General features: G+C 63.1%; 18 protein-coding genes. 5 read left to right on the top strand and 13 right to left on the bottom strand.

Features of this window, described 5'->3' with window-relative positions; translation table 11 throughout:
• Nucleotides 1–7: 7 nt before the first annotated feature.
• The 6 genes from CAER_RS0122510 to guaA all read right to left on the bottom strand — a co-directional run bounded on the left by CAER_RS0122510 (nt 8) and on the right by guaA (nt 7,449).
• Nucleotides 8–871 carry a hypothetical protein gene (locus CAER_RS0122510; RefSeq protein ID WP_027237482.1) on the bottom strand — a complete coding sequence of 288 codons (864 nt, stop codon included), beginning with the start codon at nt 869–871 and terminating at the stop codon, nt 8–10.
• Between the two features lie 55 nt (nt 872–926).
• Nucleotides 927–1,841 (bottom strand): DMT family transporter, encoded by a 915-nt coding sequence (locus tag CAER_RS0122515; RefSeq protein WP_027237483.1) that lies wholly within the window; start codon nt 1,839–1,841, stop codon nt 927–929.
• 122 nt (nt 1,842–1,963) lie between these two features.
• Nucleotides 1,964–3,088, bottom strand: coding sequence for an OmpP1/FadL family transporter (locus CAER_RS0122520; RefSeq protein ID WP_027237484.1), 1,125 nt, complete (start codon nt 3,086–3,088; stop codon nt 1,964–1,966).
• Between the two features lie 103 nt (nt 3,089–3,191).
• A complete protein-coding gene (locus CAER_RS0122525) occupies nt 3,192–4,076 on the bottom strand; it encodes a DMT family transporter (protein WP_027237485.1) in 885 nt (294 codons plus the stop codon).
• A gap of 144 nt (nt 4,077–4,220) precedes the next feature.
• A complete protein-coding gene (locus tag CAER_RS30365) occupies nt 4,221–5,726 on the bottom strand; it encodes a hypothetical protein (protein ID WP_027237486.1) in 1,506 nt (501 codons plus the stop codon).
• 160 nt (nt 5,727–5,886) lie between these two features.
• Nucleotides 5,887–7,449 (bottom strand): glutamine-hydrolyzing GMP synthase, encoded by a 1,563-nt coding sequence (gene guaA / locus CAER_RS0122535; RefSeq protein ID WP_027237487.1) that lies wholly within the window; start codon nt 7,447–7,449, stop codon nt 5,887–5,889.
• A gap of 243 nt (nt 7,450–7,692) precedes the next feature.
• Here guaA and CAER_RS0122540 point away from each other — a divergent pair, with 243 nt between their 5' ends.
• The gene (locus CAER_RS0122540; protein ID WP_027237488.1) at nt 7,693–9,237 is read left to right on the top strand and encodes a trimethylamine methyltransferase family protein; all 1,545 of its coding nucleotides are present in this window, start codon (nt 7,693–7,695) and stop codon (nt 9,235–9,237) included.
• A 16-nt stretch (nt 9,238–9,253) separates the two neighbouring features.
• Here CAER_RS0122540 and CAER_RS0122545 read toward each other — a convergent pair whose 3' ends face one another.
• Entirely contained in the window at nt 9,254–9,613 is a 360-nt protein-coding gene (locus tag CAER_RS0122545) for a DUF6477 family protein (protein WP_027237489.1), read from the bottom strand.
• A 234-nt stretch (nt 9,614–9,847) separates the two neighbouring features.
• Here CAER_RS0122545 and CAER_RS0122550 point away from each other — a divergent pair, with 234 nt between their 5' ends.
• On the top strand, nt 9,848–10,915 hold the full coding sequence (locus CAER_RS0122550) for a DUF6456 domain-containing protein (protein ID WP_027237490.1): 1,068 nt from the start codon (nt 9,848–9,850) through the stop codon (nt 10,913–10,915).
• A 72-nt stretch (nt 10,916–10,987) separates the two neighbouring features.
• Here the strand turns inward: CAER_RS0122550 and CAER_RS0122555 are convergent, their stop codons facing one another.
• Nucleotides 10,988–11,536 carry a peroxiredoxin gene (locus CAER_RS0122555; RefSeq protein ID WP_027237491.1) on the bottom strand — a complete coding sequence of 183 codons (549 nt, stop codon included), beginning with the start codon at nt 11,534–11,536 and terminating at the stop codon, nt 10,988–10,990.
• A 196-nt stretch (nt 11,537–11,732) separates the two neighbouring features.
• Complete coding sequence (locus tag CAER_RS0122560; protein ID WP_036797532.1) at nt 11,733–12,647, bottom strand: hypothetical protein; 915 nt, start codon at nt 12,645–12,647, stop codon at nt 11,733–11,735.
• A 222-nt stretch (nt 12,648–12,869) separates the two neighbouring features.
• Here CAER_RS0122560 and lipA point away from each other — a divergent pair, with 222 nt between their 5' ends.
• Nucleotides 12,870–13,820 (top strand): lipoyl synthase, encoded by a 951-nt coding sequence (gene lipA, locus CAER_RS0122565; RefSeq protein ID WP_027237493.1) that lies wholly within the window; start codon nt 12,870–12,872, stop codon nt 13,818–13,820.
• Between the two features lie 294 nt (nt 13,821–14,114).
• Here lipA and CAER_RS0122570 read toward each other — a convergent pair whose 3' ends face one another.
• Together CAER_RS0122570 and hpt are read right to left on the bottom strand one after the other, a co-directional pair.
• Nucleotides 14,115–14,489: a hypothetical protein gene (locus CAER_RS0122570; RefSeq protein WP_027237494.1), complete on the bottom strand. Its 375-nt coding sequence runs from the start codon at nt 14,487–14,489 to the stop codon at nt 14,115–14,117.
• Between the two features lie 278 nt (nt 14,490–14,767).
• The gene (gene hpt / locus CAER_RS0122575) at nt 14,768–15,313 is read right to left on the bottom strand and encodes a hypoxanthine phosphoribosyltransferase (protein ID WP_027237495.1); all 546 of its coding nucleotides are present in this window, start codon (nt 15,311–15,313) and stop codon (nt 14,768–14,770) included.
• Nucleotides 15,314–15,387: 74 nt separating this feature from the next.
• On the opposite strand from hpt, the gene CAER_RS0122580 reads away from it, so the two are divergent.
• Nucleotides 15,388–15,834 (top strand): type II toxin-antitoxin system RatA family toxin, encoded by a 447-nt coding sequence (locus CAER_RS0122580; protein ID WP_027237496.1) that lies wholly within the window; start codon nt 15,388–15,390, stop codon nt 15,832–15,834.
• Nucleotides 15,835–15,928: 94 nt separating this feature from the next.
• Entirely contained in the window at nt 15,929–16,570 is a 642-nt protein-coding gene (gene tmpT / locus CAER_RS0122585; RefSeq protein WP_027237497.1) for a thiopurine S-methyltransferase, read from the top strand.
• A gap of 98 nt (nt 16,571–16,668) precedes the next feature.
• Here the strand turns inward: tmpT and CAER_RS0122590 are convergent, their stop codons facing one another.
• On the bottom strand, nt 16,669–17,850 hold the full coding sequence (locus tag CAER_RS0122590) for an ammonium transporter (RefSeq protein WP_027237498.1): 1,182 nt from the start codon (nt 17,848–17,850) through the stop codon (nt 16,669–16,671).
• Between the two features lie 139 nt (nt 17,851–17,989).
• Entirely contained in the window at nt 17,990–18,481 is a 492-nt protein-coding gene (locus CAER_RS0122595) for a CinA family protein (protein WP_027237499.1), read from the bottom strand.

Genomic DNA, 18,481 nt, shown 5'->3' on the forward strand with positions numbered 1-18,481 from the left:
AAGCGGCTTAGCCGCGGGCCTCAAGGGCCGAGGCGATCAAATCCACGAAACCGGCCTCGTCCTTGACGGCTGAGATCTGGTCGGCGGTGACGGTGATGCCCCAATTGTCCGCCATCGCCTGATAGCGCGGCTGGCGGTGCGCCAGCGCCTGGGCATAGGTCCAGCGGATAAAGGCGTCGGGGTCCACATCCCCCTCAGCTATGCCATTTTCGTTGAGATACTCTTGCCAGACCCGGTCCAAGAACTCCGGCTGATAAGACATCGGCTTGGGCGCGCGGTCGAACCGGCGCACCAGCTCCTCGGTGTGCGCCTCATCGCCTTTGATCCAGACCATTAGCGTGTGCTTGCTGAGTTCCGACAGGATCTGGTCGTTGGGGTCGTTTGCATCGACCCATTCGCAGATCGACCCGCCGGTATCGCAGATGAAATTCGGATAGCCGTAAAGCTGCTGCGCCCGGTCTTCAAAATACTCGGTGTCCAGCAGCGCGCGGATTTCCGCGACCCGGAACTGCTCCTGCCGCCGCTTGTACTCCGCGATCGGCAGTCCGCCTTTGGCCGTGTCGCCGGGCTTGCCCAGATAGGCGGCAACCGGCGTCAGGTTTTCAAAGGTGATGTTGGAGCCGATGAAGATCGAATCCGACAGCAGAAGCTCCCGCAGGAATGGCACTTTCATCGCCTCGGCCTTGGCGTTGTCGGCGATGTATTCGCCCATGTAGCGGGTGCCGATGCGGTAATCGACAGAGTAGTGGAACCAGCTGCCGGCACCGCGCAGGACGTTGCTGACATAGGTTTTGCCAAGCCCGGACATGCCAAAGAACAGCACCCGTTTTTTCTGCGCATCGCGCCAGTCCTGTGCGGAAGAGTAGAGCATGAGATCCTTAGTCCCTGAAGGTTTCACGCCTTGCTAATCGCCTGCGCAGGCTGGGTCAATTCCGTGCGCGCTTGCGCCGCAAGCGGGGCTTGCCGTTCAGGACCGCAAGCCCCGCCGCCAGTAGGGCAAAACCTGCATAGGCCTGCGGCTTCAGCGCTTCGCCCAGCACCCCTGCGCCCAGCACGATGGCGACCGGCGGGATGATCAGCGTGACCAGCATCAGATTGCCGCTGCCCGCCAGCCCCAGCACCCGGTAATACAGCAAATAGGCCCCGGCGGTGGCAATCAGCGAGAAATAGGCGATCGACATCCAGGTGTCCGTTTCCAGCGCCAGCACAGGCGCGCCGTCGATCAGCAGCGCTGCCGGAGCCAGGCACAGGGTGGAACCGGTCAGCATCCCCGCCGCCGCCACCTGCGGCGGCAGGCCGGACAGGTGCAGCCGCGCCCAGGCGCTGGCAAAGGCATAAGAGACCGTGCCCGCCAGAACTGCCAGCTGCGCGGTGCTGCGGATGTCGAAATCGGCAAACTGCTCCAGCCCGATGGCCGTGGCCACGCCCAGGAAGCCAAGGCTGACCCCCAGCGCCTTGCGCGCCGTCAGCCGCTCATCAGCAAAGACCAGGGCCGCCACGATCACCCCGAACACAGCCGTCGCTGCATTCAGGATCGAGGTGAGGCCGGTTTCGATATGCAGCTGCCCCCAGGCCATCAGCCCGAAAGGAATCACGTTATTGAGCAGCCCCATCACCAGAAAAGCCCCCCAGACCCGCGGCGCCTTGGGCACCGGCAGCCCTCTTAGCAGCACAACCCCCCACAGCAGCAGCGCCGCCCAGCCGCAGCGGTGCAGCACCAGGGTGGCAACGGGGATTTCATCCAGGGCGATGCGGATCGACAGAAACGATCCGCCCCAGATCACGCCGAGCAGGATCAGCTCGGCCCAGGCGCGGGGGGATATGGTCTTTTGCGGGCTCATGACGCTCAGCTAGCGCGCCGCCGGGCGCCAAGCGACCCGGTTCTTGCGGCAAAACAAAACCCCGCCCGGAAAAGGGGCGGGGTAGAAGGCAGGTCCTGCACCGGCAGCGGCCGGAGAAAGGATCAGAAGTTGTAGCCGACCTTCAGGCCGAAGCTGACAGCGTCGTTGTCCTGGAAGTTGGTGACAGGGTTGCCGCCCGGAGAGGCAACCGCGTCGCCCAGCTGGGTATAGCGGATGCCCGCGGAAATGGTCATGTTGTCCTGCTTATAGCGCACGCCCAGGCGGATCGCCTCATAGCCGTGGGTCGGCGCCAGCGGCGACACCAGGTCGTCGCCGTCCACATCCGCATAGATCAGCGCCAGCGACCCGGACCAGTTTTCGTTGAAGCTGCGGCCGATCCCCAGCGTGTAGGTAAAGGAATCGTCCAGGTCGATCAGGTCGACGGAGCGGCCGGCAAGGGTGCTGAGGCCCGGGACCACCAGATCTGTCACGCTGTGTTCAGCCCAGCGGATTCCGCCGAACAGCAGAGTGTCCTTGGCGATGCCGGTTTGAAAGTCCAGGTTCACCGACTGCGGCGTCTTGGTCTGGGTCGAGGTGCTGGCGGTGGCCCCGCTTGCGAAGGTTTCGTTCAGGTTGAAATCATGCTCGATTTCAGAGCTGTAGGTCAGGGCTGCGCGCAGAGCGATCTCGGGGATCTCATAGGCAACGCCGGCCACCCAGCCAAAAGCGCCTTCCTTGTTCACCTTCACGTTGTAGACGCCGCCGATAGAGGTGTAAGCACCGCCCTGCAGATTGATTTCGCCGTCAATCTCCTGATAGCGGATGCCGCCGTGGACGCTGAAGCGCTCGTTGAACTTGTAACGCAAAAGGGCGGTGATCGCGTTGGAGTCCGCCTGTGCGGTGGTGCCGCCCAGAAGCAAAGAGCCGGTTGTCGGGTAGTTGACGTCCACACCCCAGGGCTGATCGAAGATCAGGGCGAAAGACAGCTGTTCGTTGAGGTCGCGCTTGTAGCCTGCACCGAACATGTTGAAGCGTTCGCCGACATCCCCGGTGGCAGAGCCAAGCGGGTTCAAGGTCGTCCTGTCGTTGCCCGACAGGTCCACCGAAGTGGTCGCAAATGAGAATTCGGCGTAGTTGCCTTCTTCGAAGATAATGCCGATCGGCTGGCCGGTGCGGTCAAGGCCGCTGGCCATGGCAGAGCCGGACACCAGCGCCAGAGCGGCGGTTGTTGCAAGATAGCGTTTCATTGTTCCTCCCTTAGCAGCGGCCTGAGCGGGCCGCTTTACGCGAAGGTAATAGGGCAGAAATCCGCAGATCAACGGTAACCAAGCGGCAACTAGCGTGAAACGTTCAGTTCCGGGCGGACCTGACGGGACGTCCGGCAACGATGTTGAGGTAATTGGCGATGCAGATGATGGCTGCGCCGCTCAGCACCCAGGCATCCAGCGCCTCACCGTAGATCACCATGCCCAGGATCGCGATGGCGGGCAGGCGGGCGAAATCGACCGGCACCACAACGCTGGCGGGGGCCAGCGACAGCGCGGTGGTCAGGCAGAAATGCGCGGTGAGGCCGGCGATTCCGATCAGCACCAGCCAGGGCAGGGTAGAAGCATCCGGCAGCGCCATATCGCCGTCCCAGCCCGCTGCCAGCAGCCCCATGCCCAGCTGCATCGCCGTCAGCCATAAAAGGATCGACGCGGTCTGCTCGTGCCGGGTCAGCCTTTTGGTCAGGATCGCGGTGAGCGCAAAGAAGATCGCGCAGCTGGCCGCCGCCCCCAGACCCAGGTTCAAGGTGTCCGGACTGGGGCGGGCCACGATCAGGATGCCGGCAAAGCCCAGGCCAACCGCCAGCATCCGCCGCCGGGTCAGGGTCTCGCCCAGCAGCAGCGGCGACAGGATGATGACCCACAGGGGCGAGGTGAACTCCAGCGCAAAGACCTGCGCCAACGGCACCAGCGTCACCGCCAGGAACCACAGGTTCTGACCGGTGAAGTGAAACATGTTGCGCAACAGATGCACGCCCAGCCGGTCCTGACGCACCTGATGCCAGCGCCCGGTGGCCGTCAGCACCGCTGCCACGATCAGCAGGCCCACCATGCTGCGGTAGGTCATGATCTCGAACGTGTCCAGCGTCAGCCCGGCCTCGCGGCCCGCGATGGCCATGGCGGAAAAGGACACGATGGCGCCCACCATCCACAGGGCTGCCAGTCCCGCGCGCGCTTCACCCTCTGCCATTGCGGCACCTCTCCCGTTGCTGCTGGCGGGACCAGACAAGGATCGGGGCCGGGGGTCAAGCACAAGAATGGCCCGGCTGCAGCAGGCGCGCAGCCGGGCCGGGTATCAGGATCCGCAGGGCCGGGGCTGGCGACACCCCGGAGGTCAGGCCGCCGCGCTGCGCCGGGCAGCGCCGTCCAGAGTGCGGCCCGCGTTGATATAGGCGGTTGCCTGAGCCACCGGGTCAAAGTTCAGCCGCCCCAGCAAGGTCCGGATTTCGGCGGTCAGTGCCTCCGTCACCTCAGACTGATTGACGGTGGCGTTCTTCTTCTCCGGCAGAACCGGCACGCCGTGGTGGCCTAGGGCCGCCAGCAGCCTGGCGGCACCTTCCGGTTTTGTGGCTTCTTCCAGCTTTGCTTCGACAAAGTTGATCTGATCGCCGTATTTGATCTGATAGTAGGCATAGCGCGCTTCCATCTCCAGCGCGTACCAGATCGCCCAGCCGATCTGCCCCAGCTTCCGCAAGGCAGAGGCGTTTACGATCACATTGGTATAGCCCATGTCCAGATACCACTGCCATGGGATGGTGATGTTCTGGAAATCGTTGCGTCCGACATAGCTGGCACATTGCTTGGCCAGGTCCCGGCGCAGGATGATGACAGTAGTGCGGCTGCCGATGCTGCTGTCCGCCAGCGCCTCGATCAGCCCGCATTTGCCCAGCGTGTGGTTGGCTTCGGCATAAGGCGCCTGCAGCGAGGCCAGCTTGTTGCGCCAGAACTTTCGCGTTACGCCGTCCATGCCCAGGGTGTTGAACCTGCGCATGTGGCTGATTTCCGGCATTGCCGTGCCGAAATCCTCGACACCGATCGGTTCGTGGACCGATCGTATGCGCAGGTTGTCACCCAGGAACTGCGCCAGCCAGGCAGTGCCGGTGCGCCCGGCGGAGAGGGTGAAGATAAAGTCGGTCCTGCCGGCCGTTTCCGGCTTGGCCATTGCCGGCGCTGTGCCAGGGCGTTTGTAGCCGAATTTGCGGATTTCAGCTGCGCACTGCTCTGCCACGATATCTGCCGCCGCGGGGTGCAGGGTATACAGTGTCTCCGGATCGGCGCCGCTGCGCGGGCGGATGGCGCCTTTTGCGCGAAGGCCGGAGAACCGCTCCCACAGACCGTCAATGCCGAGCGCGGAGATATCTTCCTCCAGATGCTCGTAGCGCAGGTAGACGTCCAGCGCATCCGGCCCGTCCAGCGGGGCGATTTGGCTGTTCTCGGTCAGCATGCTTGTGAAACCGCGCACGAACTTTCCAAACGGAATGCCGGCAGCGTCCGCCTTTTCCCAGTAGTAGCGGGAAATGATGGCATCATAAGGATCCCGCCAGATCGTAACCTTGGTGTAACTGTCCCAGATCTCTTGCGGGATGATGGCTTTAGCCTGGGCCGCTGGGATGTGGTTATAGAAAGTTTCAGCGGTCTCAGTGCCGTCCGGCCAGACCTGCTGCTGATGGTTCTGGGCGCCGCGATAGCCCAATTCAGCACGGGTCTTTTCATCGTTCGGGGAAATCGGCGTTATGACACTTGTTTCGTCGCAGAAACTGGACAGGGCGATTTCAAAGGATGTGCCGCCGACCTTCTTGGTCTTGATGAAGATCAGTTTCAGCGGGTGGCAAATGATCATTGGGTTCTCCAAACCAGCGGACCTTGGGGAAACTATCCAATAAACACCTGACGGATTGGTTAATGCGGAGAAAAACTGCTTTGAAATTTTATTCTATTTTTCCGCTGGGCTGCACATAAATAAAAACCCCGGCCGCCGGGCCGGGGTTCCTGTGTCCTGATCATTCCCACTCGATGGTGCCCGGAGGCTTGGAGGTGATGTCATAGGTGCAGCGGTTGATGCCCTTCACCTCGTTGATGATCCGGGTGGCGGTTTCGCCCAGGAACTCATGGCTGAACGGGTAATAATCCGCGGTCATGCCGTCCACCGAGGTCACCGCGCGAAGGGCGCAGGCATAGTCGTAGGTGCGGCCGTCGCCCATCACGCCGACGGTGCGCACCGGCAGGATCGCCACAAATGCCTGCCAGATCTCGTCGTAAAGACCGTGCTTGCGGATCTGGTCGATATAGACCGCATCGGCCTCGCGCAGGATGTCCAGCTTCTCGCGGGTGATCTCGCCGGGGCAGCGGATCGCCAGGCCCGGCCCCGGGAAGGGGTGGCGGCCGATGAAGCTCGCGGGCAGGCCCAGCTCGTGGCCCAATGCGCGCACCTCGTCCTTGAACAGCTCGCGCAGCGGCTCGACCAGTTTCAGGCCCATCTTCTCCGGCAGGCCGCCCACGTTGTGGTGCGACTTGATGGTGACAGAGGGGCCGCCCGAGAAGGAAACCGACTCGATCACATCCGGATACAGCGTGCCCTGCGCCAGGAACTCGGCGCCGTCGATGGTGTCGGCGTGTTTCTGGAACACGTCGATGAACAGCTTGCCGATGATCTTGCGCTTGGTCTCGGGGTCCGACTGGCCTTCCAGCTCGCCCAGGAACAGTTCGCTTTCGTCCGCGTGGATCAGCTGAATGTTGTAGTTGTCGCGGAACATCTTGACGACTTCTTCCGCCTCGTTCTTGCGCAGAAGGCCGTGGTCCACAAAGACGCAGGTCAGCTGGTCGCCGATCGCCTCGTGGATCAGCACCGCCGCAACCGAGGAGTCGACGCCGCCCGACAGGCCGCAGATCACCTTCTTGTCGCCGACCTGCTCGCGGATCAGGCGGATCGCCTCGTCCTTATAGGCGCCCATGGTCCAGTCGCCGGTAAAGCCTGCGATCTTGACGAAGTTTTCATACAGCGTCTTGCCGTTCGGGGTGTGGTGCACCTCGGGGTGGAACTGCACCGCAAAGAAGTTGCGCTCCAGATCGGCGGTGATCGCAAAGGGCGCGTTAGGCGAGGTGCCGTAGACCTCAAAGCCCGGAGCGATTTTGGAGACATGGTCGCCGTGGCTCATCCAGACCTGCTCGCGCTCTTCCAGGAACCAGCCGTTCAGCAGCGGGATGCGCTCCTGGCTCGGGGTCACATAGGCGCGGCCGAATTCGGCGGTGCCGTGGCCGCTGACCACTTGGCCGCCCAGCTGGTGCATCATCACCTGCTGGCCGTAGCAGATGCCCAGGATCGGCACGCCATAGTCGAAAATCTCCTGCGGCACACGCGGCGACCCCTCGCGGGTGACGCTGTCCGGCCCGCCCGAGAAGATCACTGCCTTCGGCGCCAGTTCGCGCACGAAGTCCATGGTGACATTCTGATAGGGGTGGATTTCGCAATAGACGTTCAGCTCGCGCAGGCGGCGCGCAATCAGCTGCGTGACCTGGCTGCCAAAGTCGATGATGAGAAGGCGGTCATGGGATGTCTCTGTCATGCACGCGCCATAGGGCAGGAACGCATTTTCCGCAAGAGGGTTTGGCGCTTGGCCCGCGCGCGGCCCGTTTTTTCACGGCTGTGCGGCCCATTGCCGGCGCAAGCTGTGCCAAGGGCCGCCGCTTCGGTGGAAAATGCCCCGCCAATGTCGCTTTTCAACTTGAATGGCCGTAATCCTGCGGCGCGGGGCGGCGCGGTGGCTATAATACCCTTCGCAATGAAATGCCTGTGGTGAGGATAAACCATGACAGAAGCAGCACCGCGCCGGCGTGCCCGGGGTGGCGGCGGCGCCGCCCGCCGCGCCGAACGCACCAGCGTCAAGATCGAGACCGCCAAGTACATCGAGCGCAATATCCCGAACTTCGAAGTTCTGAACGACGAAGCGCTGGAGATCATCGAGTACAACGCGGAAACCATCCTCGAAGAGGTCGGTGTCAACTTCGTTGACAACCCGGCGGCGCTGGAGCGCTGGCGCGAGGCGGGTGCGGATGTTCAGGGCGAGCGTGTGCGCATCCCCCGCGGCCTGGCCCGCAAGCTGTGTGAAACCGCGCCGTCGGAATTCACCCAGCATGCCCGCAACCCCGAAAAATCGGTGGTTATCGGCGGCCGCAACATGGTGCTGGCGCCGGTTTACGGCCCGCCGTTCGTGCGCGACGCCAATGGCGGCCGCCGCTATGCGACCATGGACGACTTCAACAAGTTCGTGAAGCTGGCCTATATGTCCAAGTGGCTGCACCACTCCGGCGGCACCGTGTGCGAGCCCACCGACATCCCGGTGAACAAGCGCCACCTGGACATGCTGATGGCCCACATGACCCTCAGCGACAAGCCGTTCATGGGCTCTGTCACCGAACCCAGCCGCGCCCAGGACTCCGTCGAAATGGCCGGCATTCTGTTCGGCAAGGAGTTCGTGCAGAACAACACCGTGATGACCTCGCTGACCAACATCAACTCGCCGATGACCTTCGACGACGTGATGATGGGCTCGCTGGAAGTCTACGCCAAGAACATGCAGGCCTGCATCATCTCGCCCTTCATCGTCGGCGGCGCCATGGCGCCGGTGTCGGTGGCGGGCACCCTGACACAGGTTCTGGCCGAGGTTCTGGCCGGCATCGCCTACAGCCAGCTGTGCCGGGCCGGTGCGCCCGCGATCTTCGGCGCCTTCGTGTCCTCGATCGACATGAACTCCGGCGCGCCGACCTTCGGCACCCCCGAAGCGTCGCTGGTCACCTATGGCGCAGGCCAGCTGGCCCGCCGCCTCGGCGTGCCGTTCCGCTCGGCCGGCTCCTTCTGCGGCTCCAAGCTGCCGGATGCGCAGGCAGCCTATGAAACCGCCAACTCGCTCAACATGGGCCTCTTGTCCGGTGTGAACTTCATGCTGCACTCCTGCGGCTGGCTCGAAGGCGGCCTGGTTGCGGACTTCGAAAAGTTCGTGATGGACGCCGACCAGCTGGGCACGCTGCACGGCCTGGCCAAGGGCATTGCAGTCGACGAAAACGGCCAGGCGATGGATGCCATTCGCGAAGTCGGCCCCGGCGGCCACTACCTGGGCTGCGCGCACACTCAGGCCAACTTCAAATCTGCCTTCTGGAAGACCGAACTGCTGGACTACAAGCCGTTCGAGCAGTGGGAAGAGGAAGGCAGCCGCGACACCTATGCGCTGGCCACCAGCCGGGTCGAGAAGCTGCTGGCCACCTACGAGCAGCCGGCAATGGACCCCGCCATCAAGCAGGCGCTGGAGGAATACGTTGCCGAGAAAAAGGCCTCGATGCCCGACGCCTTCATGTAAGCGCGCCTGAAATCATTCAGGGGCAGGGGGCTGCGCTCTCTGCCGCTGTGGAACGGCGGTCCGCAAGGGCCGCCGTTTTTGCTTCCCCCGGACGGCCCGGCGCCCGCAAACAGGCCGCTTCGCCGGCCAGCGCGATCAGCACATCCACATGGCGGATCATTGAATAGCCCGCTTCACCCGCCTTGCGCGCTGTATTCAGGGCGCTTTCCATCTCCAGCAGCCGCATCACCGCGGCGGCCGGCTTGGGCAAGCCGCCATAGCCCAGGATCCGCCGCAAATCGCGCTGGCGGCAATAGTTTGCGGCGCCCAGACGGGCCGCCCTGGACAGAATCCGCGGACGGCGAAGCAGCGAGACCCGGGTGACTACATCCTGCATTGTCCTCTCCTTTTCCATTCTCTGTGCCGGACCTGCTATAACACAACCTATCGTGGTGTTGCGGAAAGGGCGCTACCGGCGAACGGTCCGTTTTTTGATGATTATTCATTTTCTGGAAACAATAGCGCCTGATCTGAATTTCTTTTCAAAACCAGTCGGGTGACCGTGGAGGAGCCTTCGGGCGCGTTGCGCGCGGCCGGCGGGCGGGCCCGACTGACGACCGGGGGTCTGAAAATGCAAAACCTACCGCACGCGCCCTTGCCTGGCTGGGTGCCGCTTGAGACATGCCGTTATCTTCAGCACACGGAGGCGGGCCGCCCGATCCGGCAGCTGGCCCGCAAGGCCGGATGCCATCCGTCCACCATTCTGCGCCAGGTCCGGCGGGTGGAAACCCTGCGGGATGATCCGCTGATAGACGAGGTTCTGAATTATCTTGCCGGGCGCTATCAGGCCGCCGCCAAGCCAGGCGCGGCTGTGGACAAGCCAGCGCCGCGCGGCCTGACGGCCGGGTTCGAGCGCGAAGCGGCCAGCGTTCTGACCCTGCTCAGCCGCGGCGGCGCGGTTCTGGCTGCGGCTGAGGGGATGGAAATGGCGGTGGTTGTGCGCGAAGGTCAGGACAGCGACGGCCAGAAGGTCGCCGTGTCCCGCCCGCTGGCCGGGGCGCTGGCGCTCACTGGCTGGATTTCCTGCGCCCGGCGGGGGCGGATCAGCCGCTATGCCATTACGCCCGCCGGCCGCAACGCCCTGAAACGGATTATCGCCGATCAGGAAAACCGGGCGCGGGCGCGGCTGGAGGGTGGATTTGCCGAGGCGCAGGCGCCGTTCCTGGCGCCGGATGCCGAAGGCAAGCCCGGCTATGGCCGCAAACCGCGCTATGGCACCTCGGAAACCCCGCTGGAGATGCTGGCCCGGCTGGCGGACAAGGACGGCAAGCCGTTCCTGTCCGACGCCATGGTCAGCGCCGGCAAACGGCTGCGCGAGGATTTCGAGCTGGCCCAGATCAGCAGCCATCTGATGCAGGAGACGCTCTATTTCACGCCGGGCAGCCAGGCCCTGCGCAGCAACAGCCACGAGGCCGGCGCCGCCGCGCAGCAGCGGATGACGGAGGCGCTGCAGAAACTGGGCGCGGGCCTCAGCGACATTGCCTTGCGCTGCTGCTGCCATCTGGAGGGGCTGGAAACCGCCGAACGCAGCCTGGGCTGGCCGGCCCGCTCCGGCAAGGTGGTGCTGCGCATCGCCCTGCAGCATCTGGCGGATTACTATGGCGAAACCAGCGCCCGCGAAGCTGAACTGATCGGCTGACCGCCCGATGCCTGCAAAAGAAAACGGGCCCGCACCTGGCGGACCCGTGAAACTGCCTGATTAGGCAATGCCTCAGGCGGTGACTTCTGCCTTGGCTTCTTTCAGGTGCTTCAGCACGGTTTCCGGGGAGGACACGCCATAGGGGTCTTCGCCGTGGTTGTCGCGCAGGCCCGGCTCTTCGAACCATGCTTCGACCACACCATCGTTGACGATGGCGGCGTAACGCCAGGAGCGGGCGCCGAAGCCCAGGTTGTCCTTGGCGACCAGCATGCCCATCTTGCGGGTGAACTCGCCGGAGCCGTCAGGGATCACCTGCACGTTTTCCAGCTTCTGATCACGCGCCCAGGCGTTCATCACAAAGCTGTCGTTCACGGACATGCAGTAGATCGCGTCGATGCCTTCGGCCTGGAAGTCGGCAAAGCCTTTTTCAAAGCCCGGCAGCTGGTAGGTGGAGCAGGTCGGGGTGAAGGCGCCCGGCAGCGAGAACAGCACAACGCGCTTGCCTGCAAAGTAATCAGCGGTGGTCTTGTCTTCCCAGCGGAACGGGTTCGGGCCCTCGATCGACTCGTCACGGACACGGGTGCGGAAGGTCACGTCGGGCAGCTTAACGCCAGCTTTCATCTCTGAATCTCCTGAAGGTGTATGCTCGTTCGGCGCGCAGACTTAAAATGATTCTAAGCCGGTATCAACACGTCCATGACTCCAGGATATACGTTCTGTTGCTGCGCTGCGGCAAGCGGCGCAGATGCGCCTTTCAAGGCGCGGAACGCGGCAGATCCTTGCCGCCGCTATTCCCTGTCAGCCGGCAGGCGCGGCGCTAGGCCGCAGCCTTCTTGATCGTCACCGTGGTGCCGCGCAGCTTGCGCTCGGCGGCGGCGGTGAGGTCATTGAATTTCTTCAGCGTCGCCAGCAGTTTCTTCTTGTCCTTGGAATCGTCGATGGCGCCGGGGAACTTCTTCTTCACGGTCTGGTACTGGTCGTTGATCTTCTTCAGATCCTTGTACTTGGCCGCGGCAGCCTTCAGATCCGGCGCCGCTGCCTTGAGGTCCTCTCCCGCCTTGTCGATGGCCGCCACGCAATGGGCGTTGATCGCCTTGACCAGCGCGCCAACCTGGTTGGTGTATTTCTTCAGGTTGCGGTCCACCAGCAGCTGCGGCAGCTCGGTCGCGTCCAGCTTCTTGTCATGGCTGTCCGGCTTTTCCTTCATGATCTTGGCGACGTTCTTCTGGAAATTCGCCGCATACAGCTTCTGCATCGCGTTCAGCTTACCCTCGTATTCCGAGGCCTTCTTGACCCCGGCAATCTCCTTGGCCAGCGCGCCCTGCAGCGCCTCGATGTCCTTCTTGGAGTCCGAGGTCTTGGACCGCTTTTTCAGATCCTTCTCGATATCTGCCGCCAGCTTGCTCATCTTGGCCAGATGCGCCTTGGCCTCGCCGCAAAAGGCGGCCATCGCGTCGACTTCGCCTTGGTGAATGTCCACCGCCTTGTTCCAGGTGGTCATGCCGTCCTTGAAATGCTTGTTCTTCTGGAAATCCGCCAGTTTGCCGGAGGTCACCCCGTCGGCGCGCGCCTTGGCCAGGCTTTCGCGGAAATAATCCTCCCCCTCCCAGGCGTTGCCCAGCGAAATCCCGATCCGCTTCTTGATCTTGTCGCCCTCGGCGGTGGTGAATTTCTTGGTGCCCGCCGCCAGCTTCTTGTGCTCCGCCTTGAACTTCTCCAGCTCTTTGGCCATCACGCCCTCCCGTACTGATAACCTGTACCGTTTTCCCGTGCAGTTGCCCTGCACAGCTAGACTATGTGCGGCGATGCGGCGCTTTGGCAAAGGAAAACGGCACCTGTATGGGGTGGCCAAGCCATGATCAGGCAGCAAGGCGGGGTTGACGATATGCCCGTGCCAAGCCAAATCAGCTATGGTACACCCGCAAGGAAGCCAGAGGCCGGAAGGGAAACCCACGTGAGAGACCTAAAGATCCCGGAGCAGCGCCACCCCGAAAAGGCGCATCGTCCCGACAACGCTCAGCCCAAGAAGCCAAGCTGGATCCGGGTCAAGGCGCCGGGCGGCAAGGGTTATGCCGAAACGCATAAGATCATGCGCGACAACCAGCTGACCACGGTCTGCGAGGAAGCGGGCTGCCCCAACGTCGGCGAATGCTGGAGCCAGGGCCACGCCACCATGATGATCATGGGCGAGATCTGCACCCGCGGCTGCACCTTCTGCAATATCGCCACCGGCCGCCCCGACGCGCTGGACGCGTTTGAGCCGGGCCGGGTCGCCCATGCGGTGCAGAAGCTGGGCCTGAACCATGTGGTGATCACCTCCGTCGACCGCGACGATCTGGAGGATGGCGGGGCTGAGCATTTTGCCCAGACCATCCGCGCCGTGCGCCACCGCAGCCCCAAGACCACGATTGAGATCCTGACGCCCGATTTCATCAAATGCGATGACAGCGCGCTGGAACTGGTGGCCGAGGCCAAGCCCGACGTCTTCAACCACAACCTGGAAACCGTGCCGGGCCTTTATCCTGAGGTCCGCCCGGGCGCGCGCTACTTCCACTCCCTGCGCCTGCTGCAGCGGGTCAAGGAGCTGGATCCGTCGATCTTCACCAAGTCCGGCATCATGGTGGGGCTGGGCGAGGATGCGCAGGCGGTGAAACAGGTGATGGACGACATGCGTGCGGCCGACGTCGATTTCCTGACCATCGGCCAGTACCTGCAGCCGACGCCCAAGCACCACGCGGTCGACCGGTTCGTGACGCCTGAAGAATTCAAAACCTACGAGAAAGCCGCCTATGGCAAGGGCTTCCTGATGGTGTCGGCAACGCCGCTGACGCGCTCTTCCTACCACGCGGGCGACGACTTTGCCCGTTTGCGCGAGGCGCGCAACAAGAAGCTGGGCCTGGCATAACCCTGCAGCCTCTGGCGCAGCTTGTCCGGCTGCGCCGCGCGCTCCAGCGGACCCTTGCGGTTCCCGGCACCGCGGTAAAGACCACCGCGGGAAGGGCGCCATGCCCCGGCACTGGTCCGGGGGCTGAGGTCAGTCCGGCAAGACGGACAAGGCAGCGATGCTTTGACCGGAGTTAGACACAGCCGCAGCTGCACAATTCGGTTTGCGATGTCCGGTTTTCGATGTCCCGGACGCGGCAATCCCGGCCGGAGCCGGGATTTTTCAGCAATGTTGTGCACCCGGCTGGGCTGACCTTTACTGGGTCAGTGCATTAACGACGGCCACCGCACCGACAATTGCCAGCGTGTCTTTGACCACCTCGAAAATCTTGTTGTCCTGCCGCACATAGCGGTGCCCGTCGCGCGGCGGCTCCAGCCCCCAGCGGCCGTAGTCGTCCACATAAACCCAGTCATCACCGCGGATGCGGTCCTCATAGCGGTCATGCTCATGGTCGCGATCGTGATCGTGGCTGTGCTTGGAGTGGTGGCGTTTCTTGACGTGGCCCGGAGCGTAATGGGCGGCGCTGTTGTCGTGGCCCGGCGCCCATTTCGGCGGCCCGGCATAGGCGGCTGCGGGGGCTAGGGCGAGGCTTGTGGCGGCGGCGGCGGCCGTCATCAGAAACTTGTGCATGTGCGGATCTCCTGTGATCTCTGCGATTGCCATCCAAATGGGCAAGACGGGCAGAAAAGGCAAATCCGCTGCGCCGGAATGCGCCGGCGGCAAGCGGAAACCGGCGGACCGGCGCCGGTTCCTGCTGCGGTGCAGGTTCCTGATTTTTGTGGCATTTCTGCACAGAGACTGCGGCAGGCTGCACAGGCGGTGTACGGGTGGTGCACAGGGGGCGCACGCTGGGTGCCGCATGGTCTTGACGGATGGCGGGCGATTCCGCCCGCCGCTTGGGGCCTGGTTCAGCCCTCTCCGGTGAACCGCACTTTGCCGATATGGGGCAGGTTCCGGTTGCGCTGCGCATAGTCGATGCCATAGCCGACGACGAATTCATCCGGGATTTCAAAGCCAACCCAGTCGGAGCGGAAATCCACCTCGCGCCGCGACGGCTTGTCCAGCAACGCAATGGATTTCAACCGCGCGGGATTGCGGCTTTGCAGCAGGTGGGTGACATGGTTCAGCGTGTGACCGGTGTCGACGATATCTTCCACTACCAGCACGTCGCGCCCTTCAATAGCGCCGCGCAAGTCCTTGAGAATGCGAACTTCCCGGCTGCTCTCCATCGCATCGCCATAGGACGATGCTTCCAGAAAGTCGACCTCGATCGGCAGGTCCAGCTCGCGCACGAGATCGGCAATGAACACAAAGCTGCCGCGTAAAAGGCCGACCACCACGAGTTTGTCGGTGCCTTCGAATTCATGGTGAATCTCTGCGCAAAGCTCCTCGATCCGTGCTGCGATTGCCTTGGCCGAGATCATCACATCAATGACATATGGACGCTGTGACATGGCTGCCCCCTTGAATTTCCCGCGCGTACATAGGACATGACGCGGCACAATTGTAGCAGAAAATCAGCGGACAGATGCCCACACACTCGGAAACCCGCCAGATGCCCTATACGGCGCAGCAGATGTACGATCTGGTGGCCGACGTCGCGCAGTACCCGAAATTCCTGCCCTGGTGCGCCGCCGCCCGCATCCGCAGCCGTGCCCGGATGGGCGAAGCAGAGGTGATGGAAGCGGATCTGGTGATCTCCTTCAAGGTCTTCCGCGAGCGGTTCGGCAGCCGGGTAACCCTTTATCCTGCTGAGAAAAAAATAGACACCGAATACCTCGACGGCCCGTTCCGCTACATGAAGTCGAACTGGTCCTTTGCGCCGCGCGAGGACGGCACCTGCGACGTCTCTTTCTTCGTTGATTTCGAGTTTAAAAACGCGGTTCTGCAGGGCATCATCGGCGTGGTGTTCAACGAGGCGATGCAGCGCATCGTGCGCGCATTCGAGCGCCGCGCGGCGGATCTGTACCGGTAACAGCCGGCTGGCCGCAAATCTGTTGACCTGAAGCCGGCTTCAAGTTGTATCACCGCGGGGCTTTGGATTTTCTCAATGGAAGGAACGGCCCGTAATGGATCAGGATTTCTGGCAGGCACGCTGGCGCGAAAACCGCATCGGCTTTCACGAGGCTGCGCCAAATACCCTGCTGGTAAAGCACTTTTCCCGGCTTGAATTGGCGGCGGGGCAAACTGTCTTTGTGCCGCTTTGCGGCAAGGCGCTGGATCTGGACTGGCTGTGCGGGCAGGGGCTGCGCGTGACAGGGATTGAGTTCAATCAGGACGCAGTCGAAGAAGTGTTCGCGCGCCAGGGGCTGAAGCCGGAGGTGTCGCATACAGGCTCTCTCTCACGCTATCAGGCCGGACGCCTGACCCTGTTCGCCGGGGATTTCTTTGCGCTGGCGGCAGGGCATCTTGGCCCTGTGGATGCGGTCTATGACCGGGCGGCCCTGGTTGCGGTCAAACCGGAAGACCGCGCGGCGTATACTACCCATCTCAACCAGGTTACGCGCACGGCAAAACAGATTCTGATCGGGTTTGATTATGACCAGACCCTGATGGAGGGTCCGCCGTTTTCAGTGCCGGGCGAAACTGTTCAGGCGCTCTACCGGGACACCCATGCCATAACGCTGATCGAGGAACGCGCCGCAGACGGACGGATCGGCGAGCGTTGCAGCGCGCTGGAGCAGGCCTGGCTGCTGGAACCCCTGCCATAAGGCCGGCGGGCTGACACGAAAACGGGTCCCCGAAGGGACCCGTCCGGTGCGACGTATGCACCGCCTGCCGTGAGTGGTGGCATTCGTCATTGCCGGGGTCAGCTGTTCATGTCGTATGCACGCTCACCGTGCACTGAAAGATCGAGGCCGTTGGTCTCGCTTTCAAGGTCCACGCGCAGGGATGTGATCGCGGCGGTGAGTTTCACCAGCAGGATGGTCACCACCATGGTGAAGATACCGACGATCACCAGCGCGCCCAGCTGCGCGGCCCAGGCGCCGGCGCCGAAGACGGCAATCATGATAGTGCCGAAGATGCCGCCCACGCCATGCACCGCGAAGACGTCCAGCGTGTCGTCAATTTGCATCCTGTTGCGGATCAGGTTGACCATCTCCTGGCACAGAACGCCGGCAACCGCGCCGATGATCAGCGCCTCCACCGGGCCGACAAAGCCGGAGGCGGGGGTGATCGAGGCGAGGCCCGCAATGGTGCCGGTGACCAGGCCCACGAGGGACGCCTTGCCGTATTTGATCTTTTCCCACAGCGCCCAGCTGAGCGAGGCCGTGGCGGCAGAAAGATGGGTCACGGTCAGTGCCATCGCCGCGCCGCCGTCGGCTGCCAGCTGCGAGCCGCCGTTGAAGCCGAACCAGCCGACCCACAGCATCGCGGCGCCGATCATCACATAGCCGGGGTTGTGCGGCGGGATGGTGCGGTTCTTGCGCGGCCCGAGGAAGAAGGCGATGATCAGTGCCGCAAGGCCTGCGGTTTCATGCACCACGATGCCGCCGGCAAAATCCTTGACGCCAATCTCGCCGAAGATGCCGCCATCGGCCAGAAAACCGCCGCCCCAGATCCAATGCACCACGGGCGCGTAGCACAGCAGCATCCAGAGGCCGGAGAACACCAGCACGAAGCCGAAACCCACACGCTCAACATAGGCGCCGACGATCAGTGCGGGCGTGATGATTGCAAAGGTCATCTGGAAGGCAAAGAACAGAACCTCGGGCAGGGTGCCCGACAGGCTGTCGGCGGTGACACCGTTCAGGAACATCTTGTCCAGCCCGCCCCACAGGCCGCTGGTGCCGCTTCCGAAGGCGATTGTGTACCCGAAGGCCAGCCACAAGACGCTCATCAAACAGGCAATGGCGTAGCAATGCATGAAGACGCTGAGCACATTGCGGGCACGCACAAGGCCGCCGTAAAACAGGGCCAGCCCTGGCAGTGTCATGAAGAGGACCAGGGCCGTGGCCACAATGATCCATGCGGTATCCGCTCCGTTCATCCGATTGTTCCTTCCCCTCGAAAACCGTTGGGATCAGGAGAAAGCGGAAAGCCCGCGCAGAAAAAAGCGGCAGGGGTGCGGAGAGCGCACAAAAACGGGGCTTTTTTGCAAATGCCGAAAAATTGGGCGGCACTGGGGGTCAGCTGCCCGTTTCGCGTTCGATTTGGGAAACTGCTTGCGCCAGCAAGTCCAGCGCATGGTCGCGGGTGGCGGCGCGGACCTTGTCCCGCCCGATGGCGCCGTATTCCACCGTTTCGGTGACGGTCTCCTGGCCGCTGCGGGCGAGGCCAAAGCAGATGCGGCCCTCGGGCTTGAACTCTGACCCGCCGGGGCCGGCAATGCCGGTGACGGAGACCGCCAGCGTCACGCCTGCGTTCGCCAGCGCGCCAGCGGCCATTTCGGCGGCGACCTCCTCGCTGACCGCGCCCACAGCATCCAGCGTCTCCGTCTTGACCCCCAGCATCTGCATCTTGGCTGCGTTGGAGTAGGTGACAAAGCCCCGGTCCACCACGGCGGAGGAGCCGGGGATGTCGGTCAGCGCTGCGGCAATCATCCCGCCAGTGCAGCTTTCAGCCGTGGCGATGGTAATGCCAGCAGCAGTGGCGCGGCGGATGAGCTCTGCGGTGTCCAT

The sequence above is a fragment of the Leisingera caerulea DSM 24564 genome, from assembly GCF_000473325.1.
Lineage (GTDB): Bacteria > Pseudomonadota > Alphaproteobacteria > Rhodobacterales > Rhodobacteraceae > Leisingera > Leisingera caerulea.